Below are 15449 nucleotides of genomic sequence, written 5' to 3'. Positions count from 1 at the left end.
GACCGAGCACCCTCAGACCAAGCACCCTCAGACCGTGAACTTGACGGCTTCGAGCCAGCGGTCGTTCTCCAGGGCTCCGCCGAAGATGTAGCGGGGGCGCGGATCGGCGCACCCCTGGGCGCCCCAGTCGAAGCCGTGGACACGGGCGGTCTGGCAGACCTTGCCGCTGCCGATGTTGATGGCGAAGCCCAGCATGTCCGGCGCGTCCTTCTTGCTGCTGCCGATGTAGTTGTTCTTGCCGTCGGCGACGATGGCCGTCCACGAAGGCGACCAGCGCCCCTTGCCGTCGGTCGACTCGGGGTTGTGGAGGAAGGCGTTGGCCGCCGAGCCGCCGGCGCCGTACACCGCGATGTTGAGGGCCTTGATCGGCTTGTTCTGGCCCGTCGTACCGGCGAACGTGCCGTCGCACACCGGCTTCTGCCAGCCGTCGCCGGTCACGAAGGCGCGGTAGCAGATGTGCCGTCCGGTCGGGTCGTCCTTGGCCAGGCGGTTCACGGCGGTGGCGGCGGTGTCCTGCGGGGGCTGCGCGGTCACGGTGGCCGTGCCTCCGCCTCCGCCGCCGCCTCCGCCGCCCCCCTCACCGGCCGCCGCGTCCTGCGTTTCCTCCACCACCGGGGTCGTGGGCGTCACGCTGGGCTGCGGCGGCGGGGTCGGTGTCGCGGAGGGGCTCGGCGGCGCGAGGGTGCTGCCGACCTCCTGGGACTGCGCGTCCGCCAGGCTGGCCACCCGTGGCTGGTACGAGATCCAGATCATGACGAACGCGATCGCCAGGGCCAGCATGATGCTCAGCGCGGTCGCCAGCCAGCGCGGCAGGAACCCGCGCTGCACATAGGTGCCGTCCACCTCCGTCGGCTGGACGCCCGACCGGCGGACCGCCAGCCGGTACGGCTGCTCCTCCTTCGACCCGAACCAGATGATCTGCCGGGGCCGCAGCGTGGTGTTCACGAACGTGGCCCGGCCGGGCTCGATCTGCACGTTGGCCGGCTGGATCTCGTACGACAGCCGGTCCCCGGTGTCGCTGCCGCTGAGGGAGGCGGTGACCTTGGTGTTGCCCAGGTTGTCGATGGCGAGCCGCGGCCGCCCCCGGAACCGTCCCTTCACGGTGTGCGGCACCAGCTCGGCCCGCACCTCGCTGAACGGCGTGATCGTGAGGGTGCCCTCCGGCACGGTCACCGCGTCCGGATGCTCGGTCGGCGTGATCCGCACCGCGAACGGATTCGGCCCCGCCGTCGCGTCCGGGGTACGCGGCGGCGCGAACGTCAGCTCCACCGTGCCCGTAGTCCCCGGATAGAGCCGCAGCGTCGGCGGCTCCACCGTCGTCCAGGGCGCCACCGCCCCCACCGGCTCGAAGCGGTACTCGTCGACGACATCACCGGTGTTGCGCAGCCGCAGGCGTATGCGCGTACTGCTGCCGGGGTCGACGGTGGCGGAGGCGGGTTCGAGGGAGGTCCACAGGCTCACGTAAGGACGCTACGGCCGGTGCCGGGTGCGGGGCAGCGGACCGAGGGGCAGACGTGGGTGCGGAAAGTTCCGTACGCGCTGCCCGGAAGTTCCTTCCTAGCGCGCTTCGTTGTCGACGAGGTCGTTGTCGTTCGCCTGTTCCACCAGAGCCGTGACGCTGGCCATCAGGGTGAGCACCGTGTTCCACGTCCTCTCCGTGTCCCGGTTACCGGGGTCACGGCTGTGGTAGTACTCGTACACCTGAGCCTCCTTCATCACGCGGGCCTCACAACTCAGGTACTGCGAAATGCAGTTGCCCGGGTACCTGCTGTCCCAGACGTACGACGGCCCGCTGACGCCGATCTTCACCGCGATCCCGTAGCTGAGCCGGTCGATGGGCACATAGAGGCGGGACAGGTGCTCGTAGACGTTCTTGAGGTAGCCGACGGCGGTCTTGATGGGGTTGTCGAAGCGTTTGTGGGCCGAGTTGGCCCGGGGCGTGAGAATCGTGAGGTTCGCCGCCGCCGTGCCGTCGCCGCCGAAGTCCGCGTTGAGCAGATGGCCCGCGATGAAGGGGATGCGGTAATGGCTCCTGGCATCGTCGATCGCGGCGGGCAGCCGGCTGTCGGCGTCGGTGCCCATGCCGAAGAGGCTCCTCGGCCCGAGGATCGCCTTCGACATCGCACCGCCCGCGCCCCGTGGGCTCCCGCGGGTGTATTCCGGAGCCGAGACGAAGAGCGGCAGGGACTCGACTCGTACGCGGGCACGCCGGGTCGACGTGCCGGCGGTGACGGACGAGTACACCCGCTGCACGGGCGCGGGCCCCGGCCCGGTCGCCCGCTGGACGGACCCGGGAACCCCCAGCTCGGGCGCCGCCCCCTGGGCCAGCCGCCTGCCGTTGGCGGCTGACTGGACCTCGAAGGGGTCGTTGCGGGAGGAGACCTTCGCGCCCGCGCCGTTGTCGGTGCCGGCCACGGGCCCCAGGCTCTGCTGCCGGACGTGGTCGATCTCGTGGTAGATCGTCTCGTCGTCCAGCTGCGGGGACGCGGAGACGATGTGCGCGCCGGTGGTGTAGGCGAGGGCGCCGAGCTCCACCGCCGAGCGCTGCGCGACCGGGCCGGTGTGCACCCGTACATGGCCCAGGTCCATGCCGTAGGCCTGCTCCGCCGTCTCCCGGATGCGCGCGTCCAGGGGCCGCCAGGGGGACGCGACGGCCTCGTCCACCGACGAGCGCCGCTGCACGGCGGGCCCCCCGACGGCCGACTGCGGGACCGTGGACTGCTCGACGGCCGACTGCGCGTGTCCGCACCCGGGAGCGTGCTCGTGCCGCTCCTCCTCGATGGCGCGGGCCACGGCCGCGTTCCCCGCCATGCGCTGCAGGGTCAGCAACCGCTGGGCGGGCCCGCTCGGCGCGCCGCTCACCCGGCGGGCCTGATCCTTCTCACCGGTCTGCTGGGACCGTGTTCCGTGTGCGCGCACGACGCTCCCTTCGACACCGGACGACTGGCCATCCAGCTCTACCGGACCGGCCCGGCCCGTCGAAACGTCCTCCGGGGCAACATCGCGGGCAGCGACACCACCCCTACGGACCGACGGCCGAGGGGAAGTGCCCTTGAGGGCAGGAGAGTTGCCCCCGATCCGGCACCCGAGGACGTTTCGACGGACGCGCTTCGCGCGTGACGGTGAGAGGCGACCTGACTCGTACCCCGAGGAGAGCACAGCTATGCCGTCCTACCTGTCGCCCGGCGTATACGTCGAGGAGGTGGCCAGCGGCTCCCGCCCGATCGAGGGGGTGGGCACCTCGGTGGCGGCCTTCGTCGGGCTCGCCCCGACCGGCCCGCTGAACGAGCCGACCCTGGTGACCAACTGGACGCAGTACGTGGCGGCCTTCGGTGACTTCACCGACGGGTACTACCTCGCCCACTCCGTCTACGGCTTCTTCAACAACGGCGGCTCCGCGGCGTACGTCGTCCGGGTGGGCGGTTCCTCCGCGGGCGCCTCCGGCGACTCGGCCTCCCCCGCCGCGGTGTCCGCCTCGGCCGCCCCGGCCGCGCTGCCCTCCGGTGAGCCCAGGCAGCTCGGCACGTTCGCCGTGACCGCCAACGCGACCGGCCAGAACGGCAACCCGCTGAGCGTGGAGGTCGCCGACCCGGAGGGCGAGGGTCCGGCCGAGCGGTTCAAGCTGATCGTCAAGGACGGCGACAAGCCGGTCGAGACGTTCGACGTGACGGCCAAGAAGGGCAACCGCAACTACGTCGTCACGCAGGTCAAGGAGCGCTCCAAGCTCATCACCGTGACCGAGGCCGCGCCCTCCGCGCAGCTGGCCCGCCCGGACAACCAGACCGTGGCACTGGCCGCGCCGCCCGCCGTTCCGGCCGGTGTCGAGGAGCCGCCCGCGCAGTCGGTGGGCCCGGCGCAGTACCTCGGCGACAGCGCCGACCGCACCGGCTTCGGCGGCCTGGAGGCGGTCGACGAGATCTCCATGGTCGCGGTGCCCGACCTGATGGCCGCCTACCAGCGCGGCGCGATCGACCTGGAGGCCGTCAAGGCCGTCCAGCTCGGCCTGATCGCGCACTGCGAGCTGATGGGCGACCGGGTCGCCATCATCGACCCGCCGCCGAGCCTGAACGCCCGTCAGATCCGGGTCTGGCGCCAGGAGACGGCCGGCTACGACTCCAAGTACGCGGCCCTGTACTACCCCTGGATCAAGTCCTTCGACCCGGCCACCGGGCAGGCCCGGCTGGTCCCGCCGAGCGGCCACGTGGCCGGCGTCTGGGCCCGCAACGACTCCGAGCGCGGCGTGCACAAGGCCCCGGCGAACGAGGTCGTACGCGGCGCGGTGGACCTGGAGATCCAGATCACCCGGGGCGAGCAGGACCTGCTCAACCCGATCGGCGTCAACTGCATCCGTGCCTTCCCCGGCCGCGGCATCCGGATCTGGGGTGCCCGCACCCTGTCCTCCGACCCGGCCTGGCGCTACCTGAACGTCCGCCGGTACTTCAACTACCTGGAGGAGTCGATCCTGATCGGCACCCAGTGGGTGGTGTTCGAGCCGAACGACCACGCCCTGTGGGCCCGGATCCGGCGCAACGTCTCGGCGTTCCTGGTCAACGAGTGGCGCGCCGGCGCCCTGTTCGGCGCCAAGCCCGAGGACGCCTACTACGTCAAGTGCGACGAGGAGACCAACCCGCACGAGTCGGTCGACGTCGGCCGGGTGGTGTGCGAGATCGGTATCGCGCCGGTCAAGCCCGCCGAGTTCGTGATCTTCCGGCTGGCCCAGTTCTCCAGCGGCAACGGAGAGCTGGAGGAGTAGACGCGCCTTCACTTCCGTACACCGAGTCAACTCCCCTAGAAGGACGAACAGATGAGTCTCCAGCCGGGTGACGCCCTTACATCGCACAACTTCGGGCTCCAGATCGACGGCGTGATGGTCGAGTACCTCGCCGAGGTCAGCGGTCTCAGCCTGGAACAGGACGTCATCGAGTACCAGCAGGTCTCCGCGCAGGGCAAGCCGGTCACCAAGAAGCTGCCCGGCGTGAAGAAGGCCGGTACCTGCACGGTCGTACGCGGTATGACGCAGTCCGCGGCGTTCAACACGTGGATCACCGAGTCGATCAACGGTGTGATGGGCAGCGCCCGCAAGAACGCCACGATCATGGTGATGGACTACCAGAACAACCCGGTCAAGCGTTACAACATGCGCAACGCCTGGTGCAGCAAGATCGACACCAGCACGGTGAAGGCCGGCGAGGCCGCGGCGCTGACCGAGACCGTGACGATCACATTCGAAGAACTGGTCATCGAGTAATGCGGCGTACTGCTGTCCGGGCGGCGGGCGGGGAGCAGGTCGCTCCCGCGCCCGCCGCCGCGCCCGTCCCGGCGCCCGCGTCCGCTCCCGCTCCCGTGCCGACGGCGCCGGCGTACCGCCTGCAGACGGAGTTCCCCTTCGAACTGCCGCGCGGCTACGTCGACGATGCGGGCACGGTCCACCGGGACGGCGTGATGCGGCTGGCGACGGCGAGGGACGAACTCGTGCCGTTGCGGGACATCCGCGTCCAGGAGAACCCCGCGTACCTGTCGGTGGTGCTGCTGGGCCGGGTCATCACCCGCCTGGGCACGCTGGCGATGGTGCACGACGGGATCGTGGAGAACATGTTCGCCTCCGACCTGGCGTTCCTCCAGGACTTCTACCGCCAGATCAACGCCGAGGGCCACACCCGCGCCTCGGTGCAGTGCCCGCACTGCGCGGAGCCCTTCGAGGTGGAACTCGGCGGGAGCCGCCTGGGGGAATCGTGACGTACGCGACCGACCGGCTGCACGAGGAGATCGCGTACGTCGCCTTCCACTTCCACTGGAGCCAGGACGAGATCCTGGACCTGGAACACCACGACCGGCGCCGCTACGCCGACCGCATCGCGTCTCTCGTGACGCGGGGCGGGGCGGAGGGCTGAGCCATGGGGCTTCTGAACCGATTCCGGGGCCGGGGTTCCCGTCCGGCCTCTGGCACGGAAGGGGCCGGGACCGGTGGTTCGAGTGCCGGTCCGGCGGCTGGTCCCGGGTCTCGGGGTGAGGCTGAGGGTGGGGCTGAGGGTGGGGTGCCGCCGACTGGTTCCACGGCTGCCGATGTGGTCCGACCGCGCCCGGCCGCCTGGCCCACTCTGCCGCCCATCCAACGCTCGGCCCGGGGCACGTCAGGTGTCGCCGACGCCGACTTCGGCAACCGCCTGGCCACCTGGCGCAACCCCTCCTTCGGCGACACGCGCCCACATGTCGTCCTGAACACGGCACCGGCCGGCATGACGGGCAACCGACTGTCCACACCGGCGCGGTCTGCGGAGCGTGGGGGTGCGGGGGGTTCGGCGGGTCCGGAGGGTTCGGGGGGTCCGGGGGATTCGGGGGGTGCTGTGGGCTCTGCGGGTTCTACGGGTGCTGTGGGATCCGCGGGATCTACGGGCTCTGCGGGTGCTGTCGAGCAGCCCGTCGCCGTTCAGCCGGTGGCCGCACCGCCGTCACCGGCCAACCCCGTTCCTCCCGTCCAGGGGCGGGGCATCCGCGTGCTCCCGACACCGCCCCGTCCGACCACGGCAGCGGCCCCGCTGACCAGGTCGACCACGCCTCCGGTACAGCGGCGCACGCTGCCCGCCCGGATCCCGGGCACGGCAGCGCCCGCCGGGGGCGACGGCGGGGGCTCGGAAACGGGCGGTGGCGGGGACACCGGTGGCGGCGGGGCGGCCACCGGCAAGGAGCCCGCCCCGGGCAGCGGCCCACTGCCGGATGCCGGTGGTCTGCCCACGCCGGACGGTTCGGCCCGGGAGTACGACACCGTGGCACCGGCCGTCCAACGGACACAGCCCGTGCGGCCCGGCCCGACGGGTGGTTCGTCCGACGCGTCGGACACAGCCGGCTCCGCCCGTACGGCACCGGTTTCCCACCCGAACGTTCCGCACTCCGACACAGGGTCGACGTACGCGGTCCGGCCGGGGGAGACATCTGCGTCCGTCGCCCCCGTCGCGTCCGTCACGTCGACCGGCCTGCAGCGGTCAGTGAACTCTGTGGCCGCCTCCACGGCTACGTCCACGGCGCCCAAGTCGGCTTCCTCGGCGGCCGGTTCGGTCCCTGACGTCCAGCGGAGCGCGTCCAGTACGACGCCGCGTCGCGCAGGCTTGGGCGCGCCGACCCCACGGGGGGCTGCGCCCGGGTCTGACGGGGTGGTCGGGGCGTTGTTTCACGTGAAACAACGCCCCTCGCCCCCGTCGTCCGTCCAGCCATCGGCCCCGCAGACCTCGCCGTCCACCGAGAGGGCGGTCACCGGGTCCGCCCGGCCGGTCACGCCGCACAGCACGCAGGGCACACCTCCGGCCTCGCCCGCCGCCGCGCAGGCCCGGCCCTCCGTCCAGCGGACCACACCATCGACTCCGCAGCCCGCCCCCTCCACCAGGCCCACGCCACAAGGGACTTCACCTACCGCGCAAGAGACGGCGCCCGCCTCCCAAGGCACGCCGACCTCCGCGCAGGGGACTGCACCCGCCTCGCACAGCACACCTACGACCACCCCCTCCGCCCAACGCGCCACGCCACCGAACCCGCAGACACCCCCCTCCACCGCGCCCGCCCCGAACGGGACTTCGCCCGCGCCGCAAGCAACCGCGTCCGCCTCCCAAGGCACGCCGACCGCCCCGCCGGGACCCGCAGCCGCCACGCAGGGCTCACCCTCCGCACAGCGATCCGCCGCACCTGCCCCACACCAGACTTCGCCCGCGCCACAACCACAAGCAGCCGCGCCCGCCCCCCAAGGCACGCCGACCGCCCCGCCGGGACCCGCACCCGCCTCGCACGGCACGTCAGCGGTGTCACCGATCGCGCCCTCCGCACAGCGATCCACCGCGCCCACCCCACACGGAACTCCACCCGCGCCGCAAGCAGCCGCACCCGCCTCACACGGCACGTCAGCGGCCACCCCGACCGCGCCCCACGCCCAGCGATCCACCGCGACCGCCCCACACGGAACTCCACCCGCGCCGCAAGGCACAACCTCGTCCCCGCGGGGGACCACGGCCACCCCACGCGGGACCGCCCCCACCTCGCACGGCACGCCTCGGGCGGCCACACAGACCACCCCCGCCGCGCCCCAGCCCTCGCCATCCGTGCAGCGGGCTCTGCCGACGGCTGCGCGGACACTCCCCCCCGTGCAGAGATCCACCGCGCCTGCCCCACACGGGACTTCACCCACCGCGCGACAGTCCACAGCCGCTCCCCAAGGCGCCCCCTCCACCCCGCAGGGCACCTCAGCCACCCCACACGACACACCTCCGGCCGCACAGGCCACACCCTCCTCCCAGTGGTCCACCGTGCAGGCCTCGCAAGGGACTTGGTCGCACTCTCAGTCCACGCCCGCAGCCCAGCCGTCCGGCGCGCCCACCCCGCAGGGAACGTCGTCCGCCACGCACGGCACGTCTCCGGTCGCACCGCCCGCGTCCCACGTCCAGCGAGCCACGTCGTCGGCCACGTCATCCGTACAGCGAGCCACGTCGTCGATCACGCAGCCGACGCCGGCCGCCGGGCAGGCCACCGGACCCTCTCCACACGGGGCATCGACCGCTCGACAGGCCACCACGCCTGCCCCGAACGGGACTTCATCCACTCCGCGGACCACACCGCACGTACAGCGAGCCACACCATCGCCTCCGCCCGCCCAGCAGGCGACTCCGCCTGCCCAGCAGGCCATCGCACCCGCGCCGCAAGGGACGCCGCCCGCCCCCGTCGCCGCCACAACGGGCACGCCCCTTCAAGCCCCGCCGTCCGCTGAGGCATCCCGCCCGGCGGCCGCGCCCCAACACACCGAACCCGCTGCCACGACACGGAGCCCACGGGGTGCACGGGGTCCACAGGGTCCACAGGGTCCCCAGGATCCACGGCCACTACCCCCGATCCAGCGCAGCACCTCCGCCCTGGGCGCCCCCCTGCCGCACCCCACCACCGCCCCGCCCCGAACCCGTACCGCACCGGCCGCCCGCCACGCCCCCACGTCACCCGCCCGTCCTCCGCTCGGCGCCCCCCTCTCCTCCCGCCCCGTCGACGCGAAGCCGCTCGGCACGACGGGAGCCGTACCCGCCGTACAGCGCACCGCGACCACCCGCCCGGCAGGAGCGCGACGTTCGGATGCCGCGGTCCCGCCACTCCCCGCCGCGCTCACCACTCCCCGTGCGGCCACCCCGCTCCCCCCGCACGCCAAGCCGCCGTCCGCAGCCGAAGGCAACACCGTGCCCACACCCACACCCACACCCGCGCCCTTCCCCCTCACCACACCGACGGCCCCCACCGTCCCCAACGCCTCGACCAGCACCACCCCGACGCCCATGAAGCCCACACCGCAGACACCGCCCCGCCCGCCGGCGGCAAGCACCGCACCCATCATCCAGCGCCGCCCGACCCCCACGGCCGCCGTGCCCCTGCGTCGTACCGCACCCGGCGCCGAAGCCCGGCCCGTCGTCCACCCCCAGCACGCGCCGACACAGACCGCTGCCCCCTTGGTGAGCCCCCCGCCCGCCATCCCTTCCACGCAGCCCCCCGCCATCCAGCGCACCCCGGCGACGCCGGCCCCCACGGCAGCCCCGCCCGCCACCCCGCCACCCCCGTACGCACCGCCCGGAAACCAACCCCCCGGAAGCCCGCCCCCGTACTCCGAAGGCGCGCCCCCGCCGGCCTACAGCCCGGGACCCGCGCCGCCCTCGTACTCGGCGGTCCCCAAGGACGCATTCGACCCCCGTGCCCTGACCGACTTCCAGCTCGACGAACTCACGCACCGCCTGACCGGCCGCATCACCCGGCTCCTGCGCACCGAACTACGCCTCGACCGGGAACGCATCGGCAGACTCCGCGACCCCCGCAACTGACCCGCACCACCCGCGGCGCCACCAGCAGCAGCCGCAGCGCACCACCCCGCGAAACCCGCCCCAGAAAGGCCCCCGCGATGTCCCGCGATCTCGACCCGGGCTCCACCATCTTCTTCACCCTGACCATCGACGGCGAGAGCCTCGGTTTCTTCAACGGGTGCGAGGGGCTGTCGTCCCAGGTGGAGGTCGAGCACCGGCAGGAGGGCGGCAACAACGGCTTCGTGTGGCAACTCCCCTCCCGCGTCACCTTCTCCACGATCCGGCTGACCCGCCCGCTCACCCCGGACACCACCAAGGTCGCCAAGTGGATCTCCTCGGTCACCACCGGTGTCACCCGCCCCACCGCCCAGATCGCCGCGCTGCGCGCGGACGGTTCGGAGGTCGCCCGGTGGGGCCTGATCGATGTGCTGCCGGTCAGCTGGAAGGGGCCGTCCCTGGATCCGGCCAGTCCGGGTGTCGCGACCGAGGTCCTGGAAATCGCCCACCACGGGTTCACGGACTGACGGGGAGGAACGAACCATGGCCAAGGGAAACAAGGGCGGGGCCGGCAAGAGCCTGGTCCGCGCCACCCTCGCGATCCACGAACCGCCGGTGGGGACGAGCACCACGCCGGGCGGCCTGATCAAGTCGTTCGCGCTCGACTTCAACCCGTCACAGCTGTCGCTGTCGCGCCGCTCCCAGTGGAAGGCGACGCCGACACCGGCCGTACGCGACGGCGCCACACCGGAGTTCATGGGGCCCGAGCCCCGCGAGATGACCGTGGAGATCTTCCTGGACTCCTCCGACCAGCCGAGCAGCAACAGCGTGCTCAAGAAGGTCGAGTCGCTGCTGGAGTGCTGCGAGGTGACCACCAAGAGCATCGCGGCCAAGCAGCCCTCCCCGCCCTGGGTGGTCTTCCAGTGGGGCTCCTTCTCCACGGCCCGGTTCACCGCCTACGTCAGCAGCGTCGAGGCCACGTACTCCCTCTTCGGGACGACCGGCGTGCCGATCCGCGCCACCTGTCAGGTGCGCCTGCACGAGATCCCCAGCAAGACCAAGGGCCAGAACCCGACCTCCGGCGCGCTGACCGCCCAGCGGGTGCACCGGGTCGTGGCCGGCGACTCCCTCCAGTCCCTCGCGTGGCGCGAGTACGGCGAGGCGTCCGCCTGGCGGTCGATCGCCGAGGCCAACGGCATCGACGACCCGAACCGGCTGCCCCCCGGCATCGAACTCGTCCTGCCCGCCGCCGAGGAGGTGAGGTTCTGATGGTGCAGTCCGCCTACTCCAGCGTCATCCAGGTCAAGCTCGGCGGCCGTCCGCTGCCCCCGGACTTCGCCCCGCTGCTGGTGGACGGCTGGGTCGACCAGGGTCTCGGGGTGCCGGCCGCGTTCCGGCTCACCTTCCGCGACCCCTACCGGCTGGTCCTCGGCAAACTCGGCGTGAAGTTCGGCACGCCGGTGGTGATCACCCCCATCGCCGACGGCAAGGGCGGCTCCGACCCGCTGCTGACGGGCGAGGTGAGCGGCCTGGAGGCCGACTACGACGGCACCGGCTCCTTCACCGTCATCCGCGGCTACGACCACGGGCACCGGCTGATGCGCCAGCGCCGGGTGGCCGCCTACCGCAACCAGAGCGCCTCCGACATCGCCCGCAAGCTGGCCGCCCAGGACGGCGTCCCGATCGGGCGGATCCAGTCGACGAAGACGGTGTACGAGTTCATCAGCCAGGCCAACGTGACCGACTGGGACTTCCTGGCCCGGCTCGCCGACGAGAACGAGATGGTGATGTCGGTCGACGCGAAGGGGAAGTTCCAGTTCGTGAAGCCGGACCCGGCGTCCGGCGCCCCGGCGGTCAGCACTCCCGGCGACAAGAGCCCGTTCGTCCTGGAGGCCGGCACCGACATCCTGCGGCTGCGGGCCTCGGTGACCGCCGCCGAGCAGGTCGGCACCGTCGAGACCCGCGGCTGGGACGTGACGACGAAGAAGAAGCTCACCGCGACCGCGCCCGCCAAGTCCAACCCGGGCATCAGCATCGGCACCACACCCGGCGAGGCGGCCGCGAAGTTCAAGCCGGCCAAGCTGGTCGACCCGCAGACACCGTACGACCGGCAGTCGGAGGTGAAGTTCGCCGCCGAGGCCCTCGCCGACGACGTCACCGGCTCGTTCGCCGAACTGGAGGTCATCGCGCGCGGCACGCCCAAGCTGCGGCCCGGCCTGCCGGTCACCCTCGCCGATGTCGGCGCGCCCTTCGAGGGCAAGTACACGGCGACCTCCGTACGGCACGTCTTCGGCGACGGCAAGCACTACGAGGCCTGGGTCACCGTCAGCGGACGGCAGTGGCGTTCGCTGTACGGGCTGTCCTCCGGTGGCGGCGGCACGGGCAACGGCCTACGGCTGCCCGGCACCGCCAACGCCCTGGTCACCGACGTCCGGGACCCGCTCAGGCAGGGGCGCGTCAAGCTCCAGTTCCCCTGGCTCGACGACGCCTACGTCAGCGACTGGACGCGCGTGGTGCAGTGGGGCGGCAAACGCGGCGGCTCGATCTTCCCCCTCGACGTCGGCGACGAGGTGCTGGTCGGCTTCGACCGGGGCGCCCTTGACCACCCCTACGTCATCGGCGGCCTCTACAACGGCAAGGACAAACCGACCCCCGTCAAGGACGTGCCCCTGCACGACGGCGCCCGGCAGCGCGCCTCCCGGCACACCCTGTCCGACCGCGAAGGCAACCGCCTGGACCTGCTCAGCCAGCGGACCGGCGGCAAGCAGGGCGTACGGCTGACCAGCGGCGACGACAAACTCGTCATCAACCTGGACCGGGCGCAGACCGAGATCACCGTCGACAGCAAGGGCACCGTCAGCATCACGGGCAGCCGCTCGGTGTCCATCGAGGCCGGCACGGACCTGTCGCTGAGCGCACGGCGGAACCTGACCATCAAGAGCGGCGGGATGCTCACCATGCAGGGCCGCGGCATGGTCAACCTCAAGTCGCTCGCCGGCGCCGTGACGGTGGACGCGATGGGCGCCCTCAACCTCAAGGCGGTGGGCTCCACGCTGGTCTCTTCCGGTGGCACCCTCCAGGTCAACTCCCTGGCGAACGTGGGCATTCGAGCCGCCACCCTGCTGCTGCAGGGCGTGGTGCTGGTCAACAACAAGCCGTATCCGCTGCCGTGACGGCGAAGCGGTCGGTCGAGAGAAGCCGAGACAAGGAAAGGCGGGTGGCCCTCTGATGGCCGAGCAGTTCGTCGGATCCGGGTGGGCGTTCCCGTTGCGCATCGGGCCCACCGGAGGCATCGCCCTGGTCAGCGGGGAACGGGAGATCGAGGAGGCGATCCGGCTGGTGCTGGCCACCGCGCCGGGCGAGCGGCCGATGCGCCCGGAGTTCGGCTGCGCCATCCACGACCTGGTGTTCGCGCCGGTCAACGAGGCCACCGCGGGCCGCATCCAGCACGAGGTGTACGGCAGCCTCGACCGCTGGGAGCCGCGCATCGAGGTCAATGACGTCGAGGTCACCGCCGGCGCCGAGCAGGGCGTGCTGTTCATCGACGTCCGCTACTCGATCCGCGGCACCAACAACCCGCGCAGCCTCGTCTTCCCCTTCTATGTCATCCCCTCCCACGAGGAGCCGGGTACGCCCGACGGCCCCGGCAACTCCCCTGAAAGCGACCGCTGATGGCCCTGCCCTCCCCCAACCTCGACGACCGCCGCTTCCAGCAGTTCGTCGACGACGCCAAGCGCTACATCCAGCAGCGCGCCCCGGAGTGGACCGACCACAACGTCTCCGACCCGGGCGTGACCCTGGTCGAGACAGTGGCCCACATGGCCGACCAGATCGTCTACCGCCTCAACCGCGTCCCGGACAAGAACCACTTGGCGTTCCTGGACCTGGTCGGCATCCGTCTCTTCCCGCCCTCCGCCGCCCGCACCGACGTCACCTTCTGGCTGTCGGCACCACAGGAGGAGCCGGTGCTGCTGCCGGTGGGCACGGAGGTGGCGACGGTCCGCACGGAGAGCGAGGAGGCGGTCGTCTTCGCCACGGAACGCGAACTGACCGTCGTGCCCTGCTCGTTGACGTATCTGGTGGTCCAGCTCCAGGGCGAGCCGGTGGTCGACCGCACCACTGACCTCGTCGAGGGCAAGGACCTGACGTGCTTCGCGGAGGCGCCCCGGCCCGGCGACTGCATGCTGCTCGGGCTGAGCTCCGCCGTCCCGCACTGCGCCCTCGCCCTGGAGCTGGACAGCAGGGTGGACGGCGTCGGCGTCGACCCGCGCCAGCCGCCCCTGGTGTGGGAGGCGTGGACAGAGGACGGCTGGCAGGACTGCGAGGTGGAACGCGACGGCACCGGCGGCCTCAACCGCCCCGGCGAGGTGATCCTGCACATCCCCGGCGGCCATGTCCTGTCGCGCTCCGGCGGCCAGGAGGCGGGCTGGCTGCGCTGCCGCGTCACCGAACCGCTCCCGGCCCAGCCCTTCTACACCACCTCCCCGACGGTCCGCTCGGCGGAGGCCTTCACGATCGGGGGCACGGCCCCGGCCCTGCACGCCGAGACGGTGTACGACGAGGCCCTCGGCGAGTCGACGGGCCTGCCCGGCCAGCGACTGCGCCTGACCCACGCGCCGGTCGTGGGGGACGACCCCCCGCTGCTCCTGCAGACCGCCGAACACGAGGGCTGGACCGACTGGCAGGTCGTCCCGCACTTCGCCGCCTCCGGCCCGTACGACCGTCACCTCACCCTCGACGCCGCCACCGGCGAGATCGCCTTCGGCCCGTCCGTACGCGAACCCGACGGCACCCTGCGCCAGTACGGCGCCGTCGCGCCCAAGGGCTCGGTGATCCGCGCCCGCCGCTACCGCACCGGCGGCGGCCGCGCGGGCAACGTGGCCCGGGGTGCCGTACAGGTGCTGCGCACCTCCGTGCCGTACGTCTCGGAGGTCGTCAACCGGGAGGCCGCGCGCGGCGGGGTCGACGGCGAGACCGTGGACGAGGCGAAGGTCCGCGCGCCCATCACGCTGCGCGCCCAGGAGCGGGCGGTGACCCTGCGCGACTACGAGCAGCTGGCCCGCCGCGCCGCGCCGGAGACCGCGCGGATCACTTGCCTGGAGGGCCAGGAGGGGGAGCACGGGGCGTACGCGGTACGGGTGTTGGTGGTGCCGCAGGCCGTCGCCGACCCGGGCGGTCGACTGCGCTTCGAGCAACTCGTGCCTGGTGACGCCCTGTTGGAGCGCATCACCCGGTACCTGGACGAACGCCGCCTGATCGGAACGAGGTTGGCGGTCGGGCCGCCGTACTACCAGGGCGTCACGGTGGTGGCCACCGTGCACGCGTTCCGAGGGGTCGACACCGACCGGGTGCGCCGCCAGGCCCACGACGCCCTCTACCGCCACCTCGACCCTCTGACCGGCGGCACGGACGGGCGGGGCTGGCCGTTCGGGCGGCCGGTGCAGTCCGGGGAGGTCTTCGCGGTACTGCAACGGGTGCCGGGAGTGGAGCTGGTCGACCAGGTCACCCTGCACCCCGCGGACCCCCTCACGGGCAAACGCGGCGACGCGACCGACCGCATCGACCTGGACGCGCCGGCGCTGGTGTTCTCGTACGACCACCGCGTCCGGGTGATCGGGGACGGGTCGTGAACGGGCGTAG

13 protein-coding genes are annotated in these 15449 nt (G+C 72.2%); 10 read left to right on the top strand and 3 right to left on the bottom strand.

What is annotated here, in order from left to right:
- Positions 1-27 precede the first annotated feature (27 nt).
- Together AB0H86_RS05015 and AB0H86_RS05010 are read right to left on the bottom strand one after the other, a co-directional pair.
- Positions 28-1461 carry a hydrolase gene (locus AB0H86_RS05015; RefSeq protein ID WP_362433046.1) on the bottom strand — a complete coding sequence of 478 codons (1434 nt, stop codon included), beginning with the start codon at positions 1459-1461 and terminating at the stop codon, positions 28-30.
- Between the two features lie 96 nt (positions 1462-1557).
- On the bottom strand, positions 1558-2919 hold the full coding sequence (locus tag AB0H86_RS05010) for a DUF4157 domain-containing protein (RefSeq protein WP_362433044.1): 1362 nt from the start codon (positions 2917-2919) through the stop codon (positions 1558-1560).
- Positions 2920-3163: 244 nt separating this feature from the next.
- On the opposite strand from AB0H86_RS05010, the gene AB0H86_RS05005 reads away from it, so the two are divergent.
- The 4 genes from AB0H86_RS05005 to AB0H86_RS04990 are packed head-to-tail and all read left to right on the top strand — an operon-like array spanning position 3164 to position 5891.
- Positions 3164-4753 (top strand): phage tail sheath subtilisin-like domain-containing protein, encoded by a 1590-nt coding sequence (locus AB0H86_RS05005; RefSeq protein WP_362433041.1) that lies wholly within the window; start codon positions 3164-3166, stop codon positions 4751-4753.
- 51 nt (positions 4754-4804) lie between these two features.
- Positions 4805-5248: a phage tail protein gene (locus AB0H86_RS05000; protein ID WP_073499531.1), complete on the top strand. Its 444-nt coding sequence runs from the start codon at positions 4805-4807 to the stop codon at positions 5246-5248.
- Positions 5248-5736 (top strand): hypothetical protein, encoded by a 489-nt coding sequence (locus AB0H86_RS04995; protein WP_362433039.1) that lies wholly within the window; start codon positions 5248-5250, stop codon positions 5734-5736. The genes AB0H86_RS05000 and AB0H86_RS04995 overlap by 1 nt, the downstream gene beginning before the upstream one ends.
- Complete coding sequence (locus AB0H86_RS04990; RefSeq protein WP_356773893.1) at positions 5733-5891, top strand: DUF6760 family protein; 159 nt, start codon at positions 5733-5735, stop codon at positions 5889-5891. Before AB0H86_RS04995 ends, AB0H86_RS04990 begins: the two co-directional genes overlap by 4 nt.
- 2429 nt (positions 5892-8320) lie before the next feature.
- Here AB0H86_RS04990 and AB0H86_RS04985 read toward each other — a convergent pair.
- On the bottom strand, positions 8321-8509 hold the full coding sequence (locus AB0H86_RS04985; RefSeq protein WP_362433036.1) for a hypothetical protein: 189 nt from the start codon (positions 8507-8509) through the stop codon (positions 8321-8323).
- 691 nt (positions 8510-9200) lie between these two features.
- Between AB0H86_RS04985 and AB0H86_RS04980 the strand changes: the two genes are divergently transcribed.
- The 6 genes from AB0H86_RS04980 (at position 9201) to AB0H86_RS04955 (ending at position 15439) form a co-directional block, all read left to right on the top strand.
- Positions 9201-9833, top strand: a complete 633-nt coding sequence (locus AB0H86_RS04980) for an extensin (protein ID WP_362433034.1) — start codon at positions 9201-9203, stop codon at positions 9831-9833.
- 77 nt (positions 9834-9910) lie between these two features.
- Positions 9911-10336: a phage tail protein gene (locus AB0H86_RS04975; RefSeq protein WP_362433032.1), complete on the top strand. Its 426-nt coding sequence runs from the start codon at positions 9911-9913 to the stop codon at positions 10334-10336.
- Between the two features lie 16 nt (positions 10337-10352).
- Positions 10353-11078 carry a LysM peptidoglycan-binding domain-containing protein gene (locus AB0H86_RS04970; protein WP_362433030.1) on the top strand — a complete coding sequence of 242 codons (726 nt, stop codon included), beginning with the start codon at positions 10353-10355 and terminating at the stop codon, positions 11076-11078.
- Positions 11078-12982 (top strand): VgrG-related protein, encoded by a 1905-nt coding sequence (locus tag AB0H86_RS04965; RefSeq protein WP_362433028.1) that lies wholly within the window; start codon positions 11078-11080, stop codon positions 12980-12982. Before AB0H86_RS04970 ends, AB0H86_RS04965 begins: the two co-directional genes overlap by 1 nt.
- A 55-nt stretch (positions 12983-13037) precedes the next feature.
- On the top strand, positions 13038-13481 hold the full coding sequence (locus tag AB0H86_RS04960) for a GPW/gp25 family protein (RefSeq protein ID WP_362433026.1): 444 nt from the start codon (positions 13038-13040) through the stop codon (positions 13479-13481).
- Entirely contained in the window at positions 13481-15439 is a 1959-nt protein-coding gene (locus AB0H86_RS04955) for a putative baseplate assembly protein (RefSeq protein ID WP_362433024.1), read from the top strand. Before AB0H86_RS04960 ends, AB0H86_RS04955 begins: the two co-directional genes overlap by 1 nt.
- Positions 15440-15449: the final 10 nt, after the last annotated feature.

This window comes from Streptomyces sp. NPDC050997 (assembly GCF_040660135.1).
Taxonomy (GTDB): Bacteria; Actinomycetota; Actinomycetes; order Streptomycetales; family Streptomycetaceae; genus Streptomyces.
The sequence above is the reverse complement of the archived record's forward strand: the minus strand, read 5'-3'. Positions and strand labels throughout refer to the sequence as shown.